The sequence below is a fragment of the Micromonospora cabrerizensis genome (assembly GCF_022230955.1).
Classification (GTDB): Bacteria; Actinomycetota; Actinomycetes; order Mycobacteriales; family Micromonosporaceae; genus Micromonospora; species Micromonospora cabrerizensis.
Map to the genome: position 1 here is coordinate 24,382 of NZ_JAKKFI010000112.1, position 13,371 is coordinate 37,752.

Here is a 13,371-nt window from a genome sequence, read left to right on the forward strand (position 1 = left end):
GGCCGAGCGGCGCGGTAGGTCAGACAGCGGCGAGGACGGCAGCTTCCAGGCGGGCCCGGGTGGCGTCGTCCGGCCAGCCACCGACCAGGTAGAAGGCGTCCACCACGTCGGCGCCGAGAGTGGAGATGCGGGCCGCGCGGACCAGGGCACCCGCCTCGTCGAGCGCGCAGGCGACCCGGTAGAGCAACCCGGCGGCGTCGGCGGCCCGCAGTTCCAGCAGTACGGCGTCGGTGGCGGCCTCCCGGTGCCAGACCACCCGTGGCGCCGCGCCGCCGCCACGGCTGGCGAGCGCACGCCCGCGCAACCGCTGGGTGACCGACACGTCGCCGGCGACCGCCCGGCGCAGGTCGGCGCGGAGAGGGACCGGGTCCGGCGGGAGACCGTAGCGGGGTTGCACCCGGCACTCGACCAGGGCCCGACCGTCGACGGCGGAGGCGTCCGCGGAGATCACCTCCAGCCGGTGCAGCGCCAGGCAGCCGGCCACCGTGGCGAGCAGACCCCGCCGGTCGGCCGCCGCTACCGACACCCGGTCGCCGGTCAGGTGGACGACCGGCAGCGGCCCGGCCAGCAGCTCCGGGTCCGGAGCGGGTGGCTCGGGGAGTACGCCGGTGTCCAGCGCGGTGCGAACCCGGGCGACCAGCTCGGCGACGAGTCGGCCCTTCCAGTCGGACCAGGCCGCCGGCCCGGTCGCCGCCGCGTCGGCGCGGACCAGCGCGTGCAGCACGTCGAGGGTGCCGGTGTCACCGACCGCCTCGGCCACCGAGGCGATGGTGACCGGGTCGGCCAGGTCCCGGCGGGTGGCCACGTCGGGCAGGAGCAGGTGCAACCGGACCAGCGTGCCGATCAACTCGACCTCGGCGGGGGGCAGACCGACCCGGGTGGCCACCGCCTGGGCAACCGGGACACCGACGGTGCTGTGGTCACCGGGAAGGCCCTTGCCGATGTCGTGCAGGAGAGCGCCGAGAAGCAGCAGGTCGGGGCGCTCCACCTCGCGGGCGTGCCGGCTGGCCTCGTGAGCGGTCTGCACCAGGTGCCGGTCGAGGGTGTAGCGGTGCACCGGGTTGTGCTGCGGCAGGCTGCGCAGCCGGGTCCACTCGGGCAGCCAGTTGTCGACCAGGCCGTACCGGTCGCAGGTTTCCCAGGCGGGCACCAGGCCGGGACCGGCGCCGAGAAGGGTGACCAGCGCGGCCCGGGCATCAGCCGGCCAGGGCGCGGGCAGGGGCGGGCAGTACGCGGCCAACCACTCGCAGGTGGCCCGGGCGATCGGGAGTCGGGTCGTGGCCGCCGCGGCGGCCACCCGCAGCGAGAGGCTCGGGTCGGGGCGAGCCCCGATCGCCGTCCGGGCCAGCACGAGCTCACCGTCGTGCTCGACCACGTCGCGGGCCACCGGGCGGCGCGCGGGGCGGGCACCTCCCCCTCGGGACCGGCCGGAGCGCAGCCGGTCGGCGGCACGGAAGGCGTCGTCCAGGGCGTGGCTGACCGTGCGGGCGTCACCGGCGACCCGGCGCAGGAGGGCGTCGCCGTCCTCCAGCGCGAGGAGCCCGGCCACACCGTCACGTTCCTGGGCGACCAGCCGGTCGACCCGCCGGCCGACCTGCTGGTGCAGGGCGTCCCGGGTGTCCAGCAGGCGCAGGTGGGCGGCGCGTACGGCGGGGCGCAGCGCGTCGGTGATGCCGGCGGCGGAGATCGCCCGCAGCAGTCCCACGTCGCGCAGACCGCCGGCGGCCTCCTTCAGGTCGCCCTCCAGCAGGAAGGCCAGCTCGCCGTGGGCCTGCCAGCGGGCTTCGGTGACCGCCCGCAGGCCGGGCAGGTGCCGGACGGCGGTGCGCCGCCAGTGGTCGGCGGCGGTGCGGATCAGCGCGTCGGCCAGCGTCTGGTCGCCCGCCACCAGCCGGGCGTCGAGCAGCCCGAGTGCGACCTTGACGTCGTCCTGGGCCACCGAGAGCGCTTCGGAGACGGTACGCACCGAGTGGTCGAGCCGCAGGCCCGCGTCCCAGATCGGGTACCAGACCGAGGCCGCCAACTCGTCGGTGCCGGGCACTCCCGCGTGCAGCAGAACCAGGTCGAGATCGCCGTACGGGGCGCACTGCCGACGCCCCAACCCCCCGACGGCGATCAGCGCGACCCCCTCCCGCGACGGCAGCAACCGACGCAGAAAGCTGTCGTACGCGCTCGCCCGCTCCAGCCGAGCGGCCTCCCCGATCCCCCCGGGAACGCCGACGACCTCGTTGATCAAGAGGTTCGCGTCGCCGTCACCGGCGTGTCCTGACGCGTTCTTCCTGATCAACGAGGTCATGTCGGTATCGGCGCGATCAGAGGGCGTCTAGGCCGCGTTCGCCGGTACGCACCCGGACGACCTCTTCGACACCGGTGACCCAGACCTTGCCGTCACCGATCTTGCCCGTGCGGGCCGCCCCGACGATGGCGTCCACCACCTTGTCCACGTCGATCTCGTCGGTGAGCACCTCAACCCGGATCTTGGGCAGGAACTCGACCGTGTACTCGGCACCCCGGTAGACCTCGGTGTGCCCCTTCTGCCGCCCGTACCCCTGAACCTCGCTGACGGTCAGCCCGGCCACCCCGAGGGCGTGCAGGGCCTCCTTCACCGCGTCCAGTTGGTACGGCTTGATGACTGCGGTCACCAGCTTCATGTCCAACCCCTCCATCCCAGGAACGTTAACCGGCGACCTTTTCGCTGACCGTCTCGGCGGGCTCCGCCGGCGGCTTGGCACCACTCGCGCCGCCACCGGGGGTGCCGATGCCGGCCATCGCGAACGCGCTGCCCGTGCCGCCACCGGCCGGGGACAGGTCGTAGCTGCTCTCGGCGTGCTCGGCGATGTCGATGCCCTCGACCTCGGCCTCACCCTTGACGCGGAAGCCGATCGTCTTCTCGATGACGAAGGCGAGCACCCAGGCGATGCCGAACGACCAGACGGTGACGATCAGGCCGGCGAGGGCCTGCCGACCGAGCTGGGTCGCGCCGCCACCGTAGAAGAGGCCATCGGACGCGCCCACCACGTCGGTGATCGCGGCGTTGACCGAGTTGGTGGCGAAGAGACCGAGCCAGAGCGAACCGATCCAACCACCGACGAAGTGCACGCCGACCACGTCGAGCGAGTCGTCGTAGCCGAGCTTGTACTTGAGGCTGACGGCGAGCGCGCACACCGCACCGGCGACGACGCCGAGCAGGACGGCCGCCCACGGGGCGATGAAACCACAGGCCGGGGTGATGGCGACCAGACCGGCGACAGCACCGGACGAGGCACCCACCATCGTCGGCTTACGGGTCTTGACCCACTCGACCGCGATCCAGCCGAGCACCGCCGCCGCCGTGGCGAGCTGGGTGTTGATGAAGGCGAGGCCGGCGACCGAGTCGACGGTCAGCTCGGAGCCGGCGTTGAACCCGAACCAGCCGAACCACAGCAGACCCGCACCGAGCGCGACCAGCGGGATGTTGTGCGGCTTCATGCCCTCACGCGGCCAACCGAGCCGCTTGCCCAGCACCAGAACCACGGCCAGGGCCGCCGCACCGGCGTTGATGTGCACCGCCGTGCCACCGGCGAAGTCCAGGGCGTGGATGTCGGCGCCGATGATGCCGCCGCCCCACACCCAGTGGGCGACCGGGAAGTAGACCAGGGTGGCCCAGCCGAAGGCGAACAGCAACCAGCCGGCGAACTTGGCCCGGTCGGCGATGGCACCACTGATCAGCGCGACGGTGATCACCGCGAAGACCATCTGGAAGGCCATGAACACGTAGAGCGGGACCCCGATGCCGCTGGGGTTCTCCGCCGTGGCACCCCACAGGTCGGTCTCGGCGAGGAACGTCTTGGTGCCGAGGTACGCGCCCGGGTCGCCCCAGAAACCGTTCACGTCGGCCCCGAAGGCGACGCTGAAACCGTAGAACCACCACAGAATAGAGATGAGCCCGATAGCCGAGAAGCTCATCATCATCATGTTGAGTACGCCCTTGGCCCGGTTCAGACCGCCGTAGAACAGCGCCAGTCCGGGGGTCATGAGCAGCACGAGCGCGGTCGAAACCAGCAGCCACGTGGTATTGGCGCCGTCGATCGTCGGTGCTTCAGGCACGCTGGCCTCCTAAAGGGTGAAGTCCTCCTTCGCGGCTTTCCGGGGCAGCGTCGCCCGTAGGCCGGTTGCGCGGAAGCTTCGCGGCCGGCTGTTTCACCCAGGGTCCCGTGCGGGTTTCCGTCTCGTGACGGGTTGTTTCGTACGTGTCACGAAGTCCGCACAGTCAGCGGCATGGACAATGGTGGATCGTTCGGACGGCGGACGTCGATGGCTGACCGGCCAGGCCCATCGACCGGTCCGCTTGACGGGACCGGCCGAGCATCGACCGGCCGACGCTCAGCGGAGGGCGTTCTCCAGTGCGTGCCGCTCGTAGTCGAGCAGCCGCAGATCGCGCATCGGTCGGCGCAGGTGGCCCTTGTGCACGATCCGGACGAACGCCGGCTCACCGGCGGCGGCCATCCGGCGGATCCCCTCGACGTGGTCCACGATCCGCTTGCGGATGGTCCGGATCAGCCGGTGCCGGTCCCGAGGGATCAGCCCGTACGCGTCGGCGAAGAGCCGGAGCCGGCGCGGCCGGTCCGGGTGCTTCCAGCCGAGCGTGATCGAGTCGCGGTCCGCGAAGATCGGCACCCAGGTCCAGGCCGCGTACGCCACGTCGTAGATCCGCGCGCCGGGCGAGGCGAGGTCGAAGTCGATCAGCCCGAGGGTGCCGTCCGGCCGCCAGATCACATTGTGCGGCGCGGCGTCGTGGTGGCAGATCACCTCGGTGTCCGGCGGCGGGGGCCCGAACGAGCGCCAGACGGCCCCCGGCTGCGGGGTGAAGCCGTACTGCGCGTCGTGGAACATGCGCAGCATGGTGGCGACGGTGACCAGCGCCTCGTCGGTCACCCAGTGCGGGGCGAGCGGGTACTCCCCGCACTCCCCCTCCAGGTACGACAGCACCTCACGGTTGCGCTCGTCCATCCCGAGCGCCCGGGGAGCGCCGGTGAAGCCCACATACTCCAGGTGGCGCAGCAGGGCGTGCACGGACGGTGTCCACGGCCCGGCGTTGCGACGGACCGTGTCACCGACGCGGACGACGGTGCTCACGTTGCCGCCGTGCAGCGGGATCTCCTGCGAAGTCACGTACGGTCTCCCGAGGCGCTGCGAGGGGTGGCCGGGCTCACGCCAGCCCGCGTATGCGCGGTTGTCACTGGACACCCGAGACTACGCGTCCCGTCCGGTGGCCTCGGTCCCCAGCAACGCGTCGACGAACTGCGCCGGGTCGAACGGGGCCAGGTCGTCCTTGCCTTCACCGAGGCCGACCAGCTTCACGGGGATGCCGAGCTTGCGCTGCACGGCGATCACGATGCCGCCCTTGGCGGTGCCGTCGAGCTTGGTCAGCACCACGCCGGTCACGTTGACCACCTCGGTGAAGACCCGAGCCTGCTCCAGCCCGTTCTGGCCGGTGGTGGCGTCCAGGATGAGCAGTGTCTCGTCGATCGGGCCCTGCTTCTCCACCACGCGCTTGACCTTGCCCAGCTCGTCCATCAGGCCGACCTTGTTCTGAAGGCGGCCGGCGGTGTCGATGAGCACGGTGTCCACGCCGGTGTCGATGCCGCGCTTGACCGCGTCGAAGGCGACGCTGGCCGGGTCGGCGGCCTCGGGCCCACGCACGGTCTCGGCGCCAACGCGGGAGCCCCAGGTCTCCAGCTGGTCGGCGGCGGCGGCCCGGAAGGTGTCCGCGGCACCGAGCAGCACGGTACGGCCGTCGGCGACCAGCACTCGGGCGATCTTGCCGCAGGTGGTGGTCTTGCCGGCGCCGTTGACGCCGACGACGAGGACCACGGCCGGCACGCCGTCCTTCGGGGCGGTCCGCAACGACCGGTCCAGGCTCGGGTCGAGCGCGTTGACCAGCTCGGCGGCCAGCAGTGCCCGCAGTTCGGAGGCCGAACGGGTGCCGAGCACCCGGGTGCGCTCACGGAGCCGGTCGACGATGTCACGGGTGGCGTCGACGCCGACGTCGGCGGTGATCAGGCTGTCCTCGATCTCCTCCCACACGTCCTCGTCGAGGTGGTCGCGGGCGAGCAGGCCGAGCAGGCCCTTGCCGAAGACGTTCTGCGAGCGGGACAGTCGGGAGCGGAGCCGGACCAGCCGCCCGGCGGTCGGCTCGGGCACCTCCACCGGGGCGGGCGCCTCGATGACCGGCGGCGGCTCGACCAGGACGCCGGTGGACAGATCGGACTCCGGTGCCTCGACCGGCGGGCCGGCGAGATCTTCCTCGGCCCTGGTGTCGACCTCGGTGTGCGGCAGCGGGGGCTCGGGCCGCCGCCGCAGGCGCGGCACGACCAGCCCGACTGTGCCGGCGATCAGCACACCGAGCAGGACCAGAGCGAGGACGAGATATTCGGCCATGCCGGAATCCTGTCAGATGCGGGCGGCGGCGTCCCAGCCACCGCACCCCGAGCGGCGTCCGGAGTCTCAGCCACCGCACCCCGAGCGGTGCCCGGAGTGTGAGCCACCGCCCCCGCGAGCGGTGCCCGGAGTCTCAGCCACCGCCCCCGGCTGGTGCCGGGGAGCGGCGGTAGGCTCGGCCGCATGCCCGCCGCACACCTCCTCATCGGCCCACTCCTGCGGCGAGTGGTGGACACCCGAGCGACCGTCTGGGTGGAGACGGCCGCGCCCGCCGTGGTCACCGTCCGCACCGCCGACGGCGCCACCGGCACCGCACCCACCTTCTCGGCGTACGACCACCACTACGCCCTCGTCGTGGTGGAGGGGCTCACCCCGGACAGCGCGACCACCTACGAGGTGCTGGTCGACGACGAGGTGGTCTGGCCGGTGCCGAGCAGCGGCTTCCCGCCGAGCGTGATCCGCACCCGGGCCGCCGACGACCTGGACCAGCCGGTCAACATGATCTTCGGCTCGTGCCGGGAGACCACCCAGCACTCCACGACCCGCAAACTGCCACCGGACGCGCTGGACGCGTACGCCCGCCGGTTGATGGCCGACCCGGAGTCGAACCCGCCGCCGGACCTGCTGGTCCTGCTCGGTGACCAGGTGTACGCCGACGTGACCTCGCCCACGGTGCGCCGGCTGTTGCGTCGGCGACGGAAGCGCCCGAAGGGTGCCCCGGCCGACCAGGTGGTGAGCTTCGACGAGTACACGAAGCTCTATCTGGAGTCCTGGCGTGACCCAGAGATCCGCTGGCTGCTCTCCACCGTGCCGAGCGTGATGATCTTCGACGATCACGAGATCATCGACGACTGGAACACCTCGGCGTCGTGGCGTGCGGACGTGCGTGAGCAGCCGTGGTGGCAGGAGCGGATCGGCAGCGGGCTCGCCTCGTACTGGGTCTACCAGCACCTGGGCAACCTCTCCCCCGACGAGATCGCCGCCGACCCGGTCTTCGCGAAGGTCGCCGCCGCCGAGGACGCCACCGGCGTGCTGCGCGACTTCGGGCACCGGGTCGACCAGGAGTCGGACGTGGCGCACGACACCGAGCGCTGGCGCGCGGTGCAGTACCAGTGGAGTTACGCACTGGACCTGGGCCGGACCCGGCTGGTCATGCTCGACAACCGGTGCAGCCGGGTGCTCGACCCGGGCAGCCGGGCGATGCTCCCGCCGGGCGAGTGGTCCTGGTTCCTCGACCAGGCACACGGGGTCTACGACCACCTGGTGGTCGGCGCCTCGCTGCCCTGGCTGCTGCCGCAGGGCATCCACCACATCGAGGCGTGGAACGAGAAGCTGGCGGACTCCCGTCGCCCCTGGGTGGCACGTGGGGCGGAGAAGCTGCGCCGCGCCCTGGACCTGGAGCACTGGGCGGCGTTCCGGCGCTCCTTCGAGGCGCTGGCGGAGACCTTCGCCCGCATCGGCACCGGCACCCCCCGGCAGTCCGGCGCGCGGGTCGGCGCCGGTCCGGCGTACGCCCCGCCGGCGTCGATCAGCGTGCTCTCGGGGGACGTGCACCACTCGTACGTGGCCCGGGCCCGTTTCGGCGACCCGGCGGTGGTCACGCCCGTGCACCAGCTCACCTGCTCACCGATCCACAACCAGGTGCCGGCCGGCATCCGTCCGCTGATGCGCCTCGGGTGGTCGGCCGGTCCGGCCGGTGCCACCCGGGCGCTGGCCCGCTCCGCGGGTGTACGGCGGCCGGGGGTGCGGTGGCGCAAGCTGGCCGGTCCCTACTTCGGCAACGCGGTCGCCACCCTGACGCATGAGGGTCGCCGGGCTGACGTGGTCATCGAGGGCACCACCAAGGACGGGGCCCTACGCCCGGTGATGCGGCGTCGACTCTCGGCCGCCGCACAGCCGACCTCGCCGTAGTCTCTACGCCGTGGACGAGCACCTGCCGGAACCGATCCGGGCGGTCGAGCACGAGTTGACCGCCCTGCTGCGTCGTGGGCGGGCGGTTTCCTGGGAGATCGCCCGCGAGGTGCACCCGAACCTGGAGCCCAACACCTACGGGCTGCTGCTCTGGTTGCGGCGCAGTGGGTCGATCCGGTTGACCGAGTTGGCGGCGCGGCTCGGTGTGGGCAAGGGCACGCTGAGCCGGCAGATCAACGCCCTGGAGGTCCTCGGCCTGGTCTACCGCGACCCCGATCCCAGCGACCGGCGGGCCGCGCAGATCAGTCTCACCGAGGAGGGGCAGCGCCGCTTCGACGTGGCCCGGGCCGCCCGGCTGGGCGAGTTCCTGCGCGCGCTGGACGGCTGGCCGGAGCGGGATGTCGAGGACTTCGCCCGGCTGCTCGGCCGGTTCAACGACTCCTGGCAGTAGCGCCCCGGACCGGGGAATAGCGGGCCCTTCCGACAAGTTGTTGCTTCAGGCAACTAAGGCATACGGTTGCCTCAGGCAACTCACAGCGGCCGGTGCACACCAGCCCGCCGCCGTTCCACCTCGACTCCGCTCGGAGGCAACAACGATGAGCCAGGCGACAGCGCCCACACAGGCGACCGCCGTCGACATGACCCACCGGCAGATCCTGGAGGCACTCTCCGGCCTGCTGCTGGGCCTGTTCGTCGCGATCCTCTCCTCCACGGTCATCTCGAACGCGCTGCCGCGGATCATCACCGAACTGCACGGCGGCCAGTCCGCGTACACCTGGGTCGTGACCTCGGCCCTGCTCGCGACCACCGCGACCACCCCCATCTGGGGCAAGATGGCCGACCTGACCAGCAAGAAGACACTGGTCCAGCTCGCCCTGGGCATCTACGTGCTGGGCTCGGTGCTGGCTGGTCTCGCGCAGGGCACCGGCGAGCTGATCGCCTGCCGCGTCCTCCAGGGCGTCGGCGCGGGTGGTCTCACCGCGCTCGCTCAGGTGATCATGGCCACGATGATCGCGCCGCGCGAGCGGGGCCGCTACAGCGGCTACCTCGGCGCGGTGATGGCCGTCGGCACCATCGGCGGCCCGCTGATCGGCGGCGTGATCGTCGACACCTCCTGGCTCGGCTGGCGCTGGTGCTTCTACGTCGGCGTGCCGTTCGCCATCCTCGCGCTGATCGTGCTCCAGAAGACCCTGCACCTGCCGGTCGTCAAGCGGAAGGCCGAGATCGACTGGTGGGGCGCCACCCTGATCACCGCGGCCGTCTCGGTCCTGCTGATCTGGGTCTCGCTCGCCGGTGACCAGTTCGCCTGGGCCTCCTGGCAGACCGCCGTCATGGTCGTCGGCGCCCTGGTTCTCGGCGCGCTGGCGATCCGGGTCGAGACCCGGGCCGCCGAGCCGATGATCCCGCCGCACCTGTTCCGCAACCGCACCATCACCCTCGCCGTCGTGGCCAGCATCGCGGTCGGTGTGGGCCTGTTCGGCGCGTCGATCTTCCTGGGCCAGTACTTCCAGATCAGCCGCGGTCAGAGCCCGACCATGTCCGGTCTGATGACCCTGCCGATGATCCTCGGCCTGTTGATCGCCTCCACCGTCATCGGGCGGGTCATCAGCAAGACCGGCCGCTGGAAGCGGTACCTCGTGATCGGGTCGGCGCTGCTCACCATCGGCTTCGCGCTGATGGGCACCCTCCGCGCCGACACCAGCTTCACCCTGCTCAGCGTCTACATGGCGATCATCGGCCTCGGCCTGGGCATGACCATGCAGAACCTGGTCCTCGCCGTGCAGAACACCGTCGGCCCGCACGAACTCGGCGCGGCCAGCTCGGTGGTGGCGTTCTTCCGGAGCCTGGGCGGCGCGATCGGCGTCTCCGCCCTCGGCGCGGTGCTCGCCCACAAGGTCAAGGACTACACCGCCGACGGGCTGGCCCAGCTCGGCATTCCCGCCTCCAGCTCCGGCAGCGGCGGCACCCTGCCCGACGTGCACACCCTGCCCGGCCCGCTGCGGGCGGTCGTGGAGAGCGCGTACGGCCACGGTGCCGGTGACATCTTCCTCGTGGCCGCCCCCTTCGCGCTGATCGCGCTGATCGCGGTGAGCTTCATCAAGGAGGTGCCGCTGCGGCAGCACAACGGCAACCCCGTTTCCGACGAGGTCGAGCGGGAATCGACCCTCGCCGCCGGCGCTGGCGCGGCCGTGATCCGTACCGGCGAGCAGAGGTGAGGTAGACCGATGGACGTGGGAGCACCGGACCGCGAGGACTACGGCCCCCGGACCCGCCCGCTGCCCTTCGAGAGGGGCACGGACGGCCCTCGGGTGATCATGGTGGGCGTCGACGGCACCCGCACCTCCGAGCGGGCCGGTGCCTACGCCGCGGGTCTGGCCCGCCGGCAGGGCGCCGCCCTGGTGGTGGTCTTCGTCAGCTCGGCCAGCGGTCTGACCGCCCTGGTGCCGGGAATGGACGCCGGGGCGGTGCAGCGCACCCACGACGAGGTGGCCGACGAGCTGCGCCGGGAGTGCCGGCGTGGGGCCGAGCAGTGGGGCATCCCGGTGACCTTCCTGTTCCGCCGGGGCGACGCGTACGGGCAGCTGTGCGCGGCGGCCGACGAGTTCCAGGCCGACATGGTGGTGGTGGGCACGTCCGAGCAGGCCGGTCACCGACTGGTCGGCTCGGTCGCCACCCGCCTGGTCCGCACCGGCCGCTGGCCCGTCGTCGTGGTGCCCTGATAACCCGTCGCGACATGTCAGGTGTGCCGGGCAGGATGCGCGGCATGACCTGGATCGCACCGGAGATCACCCGGACCCCCGAACCGTACGTCGGCGACGAGCGCACCATGCTCGACGGCTGGCTCGACTACCACCGGCAGACACTGCTGCTCAAGTGCTCCGGCCTGAACGAGGAGCAGTTGCGCACACCGAGCGTGGAACCGTCCGGGCTGACCCTGCTCGGCCTGGTCCGGCATCTGGCCGAGGTCGAGGCCTGGTGGTTCCGGGAGAACTTCGCCGGCGAGCCGGTCGACTACCCGTACTTCACCCCGGAGAACCCGGACGCCGACCACGACGTCAGCGCCGCCGACGCCGAGGCGGACTTCGCCACCTTCCACCGGGAGGTCGCGCTGGCCCGCGAGGCCGCCGCCGGCCACTCGCTCGACGAGACGTTCACCGAGGTCGGCGCGAAGAAGCGCACGTTCAACCTGCGCTGGGTGTACGTGCACATGATCGAGGAGTACGCCCGGCACAACGGCCACGCCGACCTGATCCGGGAACGCCTCGACGGCGTCACCGGCGAGTGACCAGCCTTCAGTAGTCCAGGGCAGCCCGCAGATAGCGGAGGTCGGCGTGACCGCCCCAGCGGTGCGCCGACAGCCCGGCGGACCGGGCACCCCGCACGGCCCAGTCCTCGTCGTCGACGAAGAGCACCCGGGCCGGTGGGGTGGTCAACGCCTGGCAGGCGGCCTGGAAATACTCCGGGGCGGGCTTGTGCACCCCGAGCGTGGAGGAGTTGACCACCACGTCCAGCTCGTCGGCCAGCCCGAGCGCGGCCAGGTCGGCGTCGAGCAGGTCGGTGGCGTTGGTGGCCAGGCCGACCTTGATCCCCGCCGCGCGCACCTCGCGGACGAAGTCGAGCACCTCGTTGTCCACCTCGCCCCGGTAGCGCTGCCACTGCTCCACCGCTGCCCGGGCCCGGTCCGGGCCACCGGCCGGCTCGGCGAGAGCGTCGGCCACGCTGCTCACCCAGTCGGCGTGGGTGAGCTGGCCGGTGAGCACCGGCTGAAGTCGGCCCCACTGCATGGCGATCTCGGTGAGTACCCCGTCGGCGAGGCCGTACTCCCGCTCCACCCCGGCGGCGACCGCCGGGTCGAACCGGCGCAGGACGCCGTCCAGATCCAGCAGGAGCGCCGTCGCGCGTTCCCGAGCCACTACCCGTTCTCCTCGCCGCGGCCGTGCCGCTGGTCGTCCTCGTCGGCCCGGTTGAGCCGTTGGCTGATCACCTGGGTGACCCCGCTGCGCATGGTGACTCCGTAGAGCGCGTCCGCGATCTCCATCGTCCGCTTCTGGTGCGTGATGACGATCAGCTGACTCTTCTCCCGCAACTGTGCCAGCAACAGGATCAGCCGGCCCAGGTTGACGTCGTCGAGCGCCGCCTCCACCTCGTCCATGATGTAGAACGGGCTGGGCCTCGCGCGGAAGATCGCCACCAGCATGGCCACCGCGGTCAGCGACCGCTCGCCGCCGGAGAGCAGCGATAGCCGCTTGATCTTCTTGCCCGGCGGGCGGGCCTCCACCTCGACACCGGTGGTGAGCAGGTCGTCCGGCTCGGTGAGGATCAGCCGGCCCTCGCCGCCGGGGAAGAGCACGGTGAACACCTGCTCGAACTCCCGAGCGGTGTCCTCGAAGGCGCTGGCGAAGACCTCCAGGATCCGCTCGTCCACGTCCTTGACCACGGTGAGCAGGTCCCGACGGGTGGCCTTGAGGTCCTCCAACTGCTCGGAGAGGAACTTGAAGCGCTCCTCCAGCGCGGCGAACTCCTCCAGCGCCAGCGGGTTGACCTTGCCGAGCAGGGCCAGTTCGCGTTCCGCCTTGGCGGCCCGCTTCTCCTGCACCGGGCGCTCGTAGCGGACCGGCTCGGGCACCGGCAGGCCGTCCCGCTCAGCCGTCGCGACGTCGACCTGGGTCGGCGGGACGGGCTGCGTGGGGCCGTACTCGGCGACCAGCGTCTCCACGTCCAGCCCGAAGTCCTCGGCGGCCTTCGCCTCCAACTGCTCGATGCGCAGTCGTTGCTCGGCGCGGGCCACCTCGTCGCGGTGCACCTGGCTGGTCAGCCGCTCCAGCTCCGCCGCGAGACGCTTGGCTGCCCCGCGTACCTCCTGGAGTTCGGCCTCGCGGGCGGCGCGTTCCAGGGCGACCGCGTCGCGGTGCTCCTCGGCCGTCGCGATCGAGGTGGTAAGCCGGGTGAGGGCCTCCCGGGCGCCGCCGGCGACGGCCCGGGCGATGCCCGCCCCCCGGGTGCGCGCGGCCCGCCGGGCCGCGGCGCGCTCCCGGGCGG

Annotated in this window: 11 protein-coding genes and 1 pseudogene; 5 read left to right on the top strand and 7 right to left on the bottom strand. The window is 72.0% G+C overall.

Annotated features, from left to right (window positions below; translation table 11 throughout):
- Positions 1 to 19 precede the first annotated feature (19 nt).
- From LADH09A_RS28975 to ftsY, 5 genes are all read right to left on the bottom strand, one after another.
- Positions 20 to 2,296 carry a [protein-PII] uridylyltransferase gene (locus LADH09A_RS28975; protein ID WP_238648854.1) on the bottom strand — a complete coding sequence of 759 codons (2,277 nt, stop codon included), beginning with the start codon at positions 2,294 to 2,296 and terminating at the stop codon, positions 20 to 22.
- 16 nt (positions 2,297 to 2,312) lie between these two features.
- Entirely contained in the window at positions 2,313 to 2,651 is a 339-nt protein-coding gene (locus tag LADH09A_RS28980; RefSeq protein WP_172862163.1) for a P-II family nitrogen regulator, read from the bottom strand.
- Between the two features lie 25 nt (positions 2,652 to 2,676).
- Positions 2,677 to 4,086 carry an ammonium transporter gene (locus LADH09A_RS28985; RefSeq protein ID WP_238648855.1) on the bottom strand — a complete coding sequence of 470 codons (1,410 nt, stop codon included), beginning with the start codon at positions 4,084 to 4,086 and terminating at the stop codon, positions 2,677 to 2,679.
- A 276-nt stretch (positions 4,087 to 4,362) separates the two neighbouring features.
- Positions 4,363 to 5,226, bottom strand: a complete 864-nt coding sequence (locus LADH09A_RS28990; RefSeq protein WP_179782531.1) for an aminoglycoside phosphotransferase family protein — start codon at positions 5,224 to 5,226, stop codon at positions 4,363 to 4,365.
- 6 nt (positions 5,227 to 5,232) lie between these two features.
- Positions 5,233 to 6,420 (bottom strand): signal recognition particle-docking protein FtsY, encoded by a 1,188-nt coding sequence (gene ftsY, locus LADH09A_RS28995; RefSeq protein ID WP_238648856.1) that lies wholly within the window; start codon positions 6,418 to 6,420, stop codon positions 5,233 to 5,235.
- A 183-nt stretch (positions 6,421 to 6,603) separates the two neighbouring features.
- On the opposite strand from ftsY, the gene LADH09A_RS29000 reads away from it, so the two are divergent.
- The 5 genes from LADH09A_RS29000 (at position 6,604) to LADH09A_RS29020 (ending at position 11,617) form a co-directional block, all read left to right on the top strand.
- A complete protein-coding gene (locus tag LADH09A_RS29000; protein WP_238648857.1) occupies positions 6,604 to 8,331 on the top strand; it encodes an alkaline phosphatase D family protein in 1,728 nt (575 codons plus the stop codon).
- A gap of 10 nt (positions 8,332 to 8,341) precedes the next feature.
- A complete protein-coding gene (locus LADH09A_RS29005; RefSeq protein ID WP_238648858.1) occupies positions 8,342 to 8,782 on the top strand; it encodes a MarR family winged helix-turn-helix transcriptional regulator in 441 nt (146 codons plus the stop codon).
- 145 nt (positions 8,783 to 8,927) lie between these two features.
- Entirely contained in the window at positions 8,928 to 10,547 is a 1,620-nt protein-coding gene (locus LADH09A_RS29010; protein WP_238648859.1) for an MDR family MFS transporter, read from the top strand.
- Between the two features lie 9 nt (positions 10,548 to 10,556).
- A complete protein-coding gene (locus LADH09A_RS29015) occupies positions 10,557 to 11,051 on the top strand; it encodes a universal stress protein (RefSeq protein WP_238648860.1) in 495 nt (164 codons plus the stop codon).
- A 44-nt stretch (positions 11,052 to 11,095) separates the two neighbouring features.
- Complete coding sequence (locus LADH09A_RS29020; RefSeq protein WP_238648861.1) at positions 11,096 to 11,617, top strand: DinB family protein; 522 nt, start codon at positions 11,096 to 11,098, stop codon at positions 11,615 to 11,617.
- A 7-nt stretch (positions 11,618 to 11,624) separates the two neighbouring features.
- Here the strand turns inward: LADH09A_RS29020 and LADH09A_RS29025 are convergent, their stop codons facing one another.
- Together LADH09A_RS29025 and LADH09A_RS29030 are read right to left on the bottom strand one after the other, a co-directional pair.
- Positions 11,625 to 12,245, bottom strand: coding sequence for an HAD-IA family hydrolase (locus LADH09A_RS29025; protein ID WP_238648862.1), 621 nt, complete (start codon positions 12,243 to 12,245; stop codon positions 11,625 to 11,627).
- Positions 12,245 to 13,371 (bottom strand): annotated as a pseudogene (locus LADH09A_RS29030) (chromosome segregation protein SMC); the annotation flags it as partial. The pseudogene LADH09A_RS29030 and the gene LADH09A_RS29025, both read right to left, overlap by 1 nt.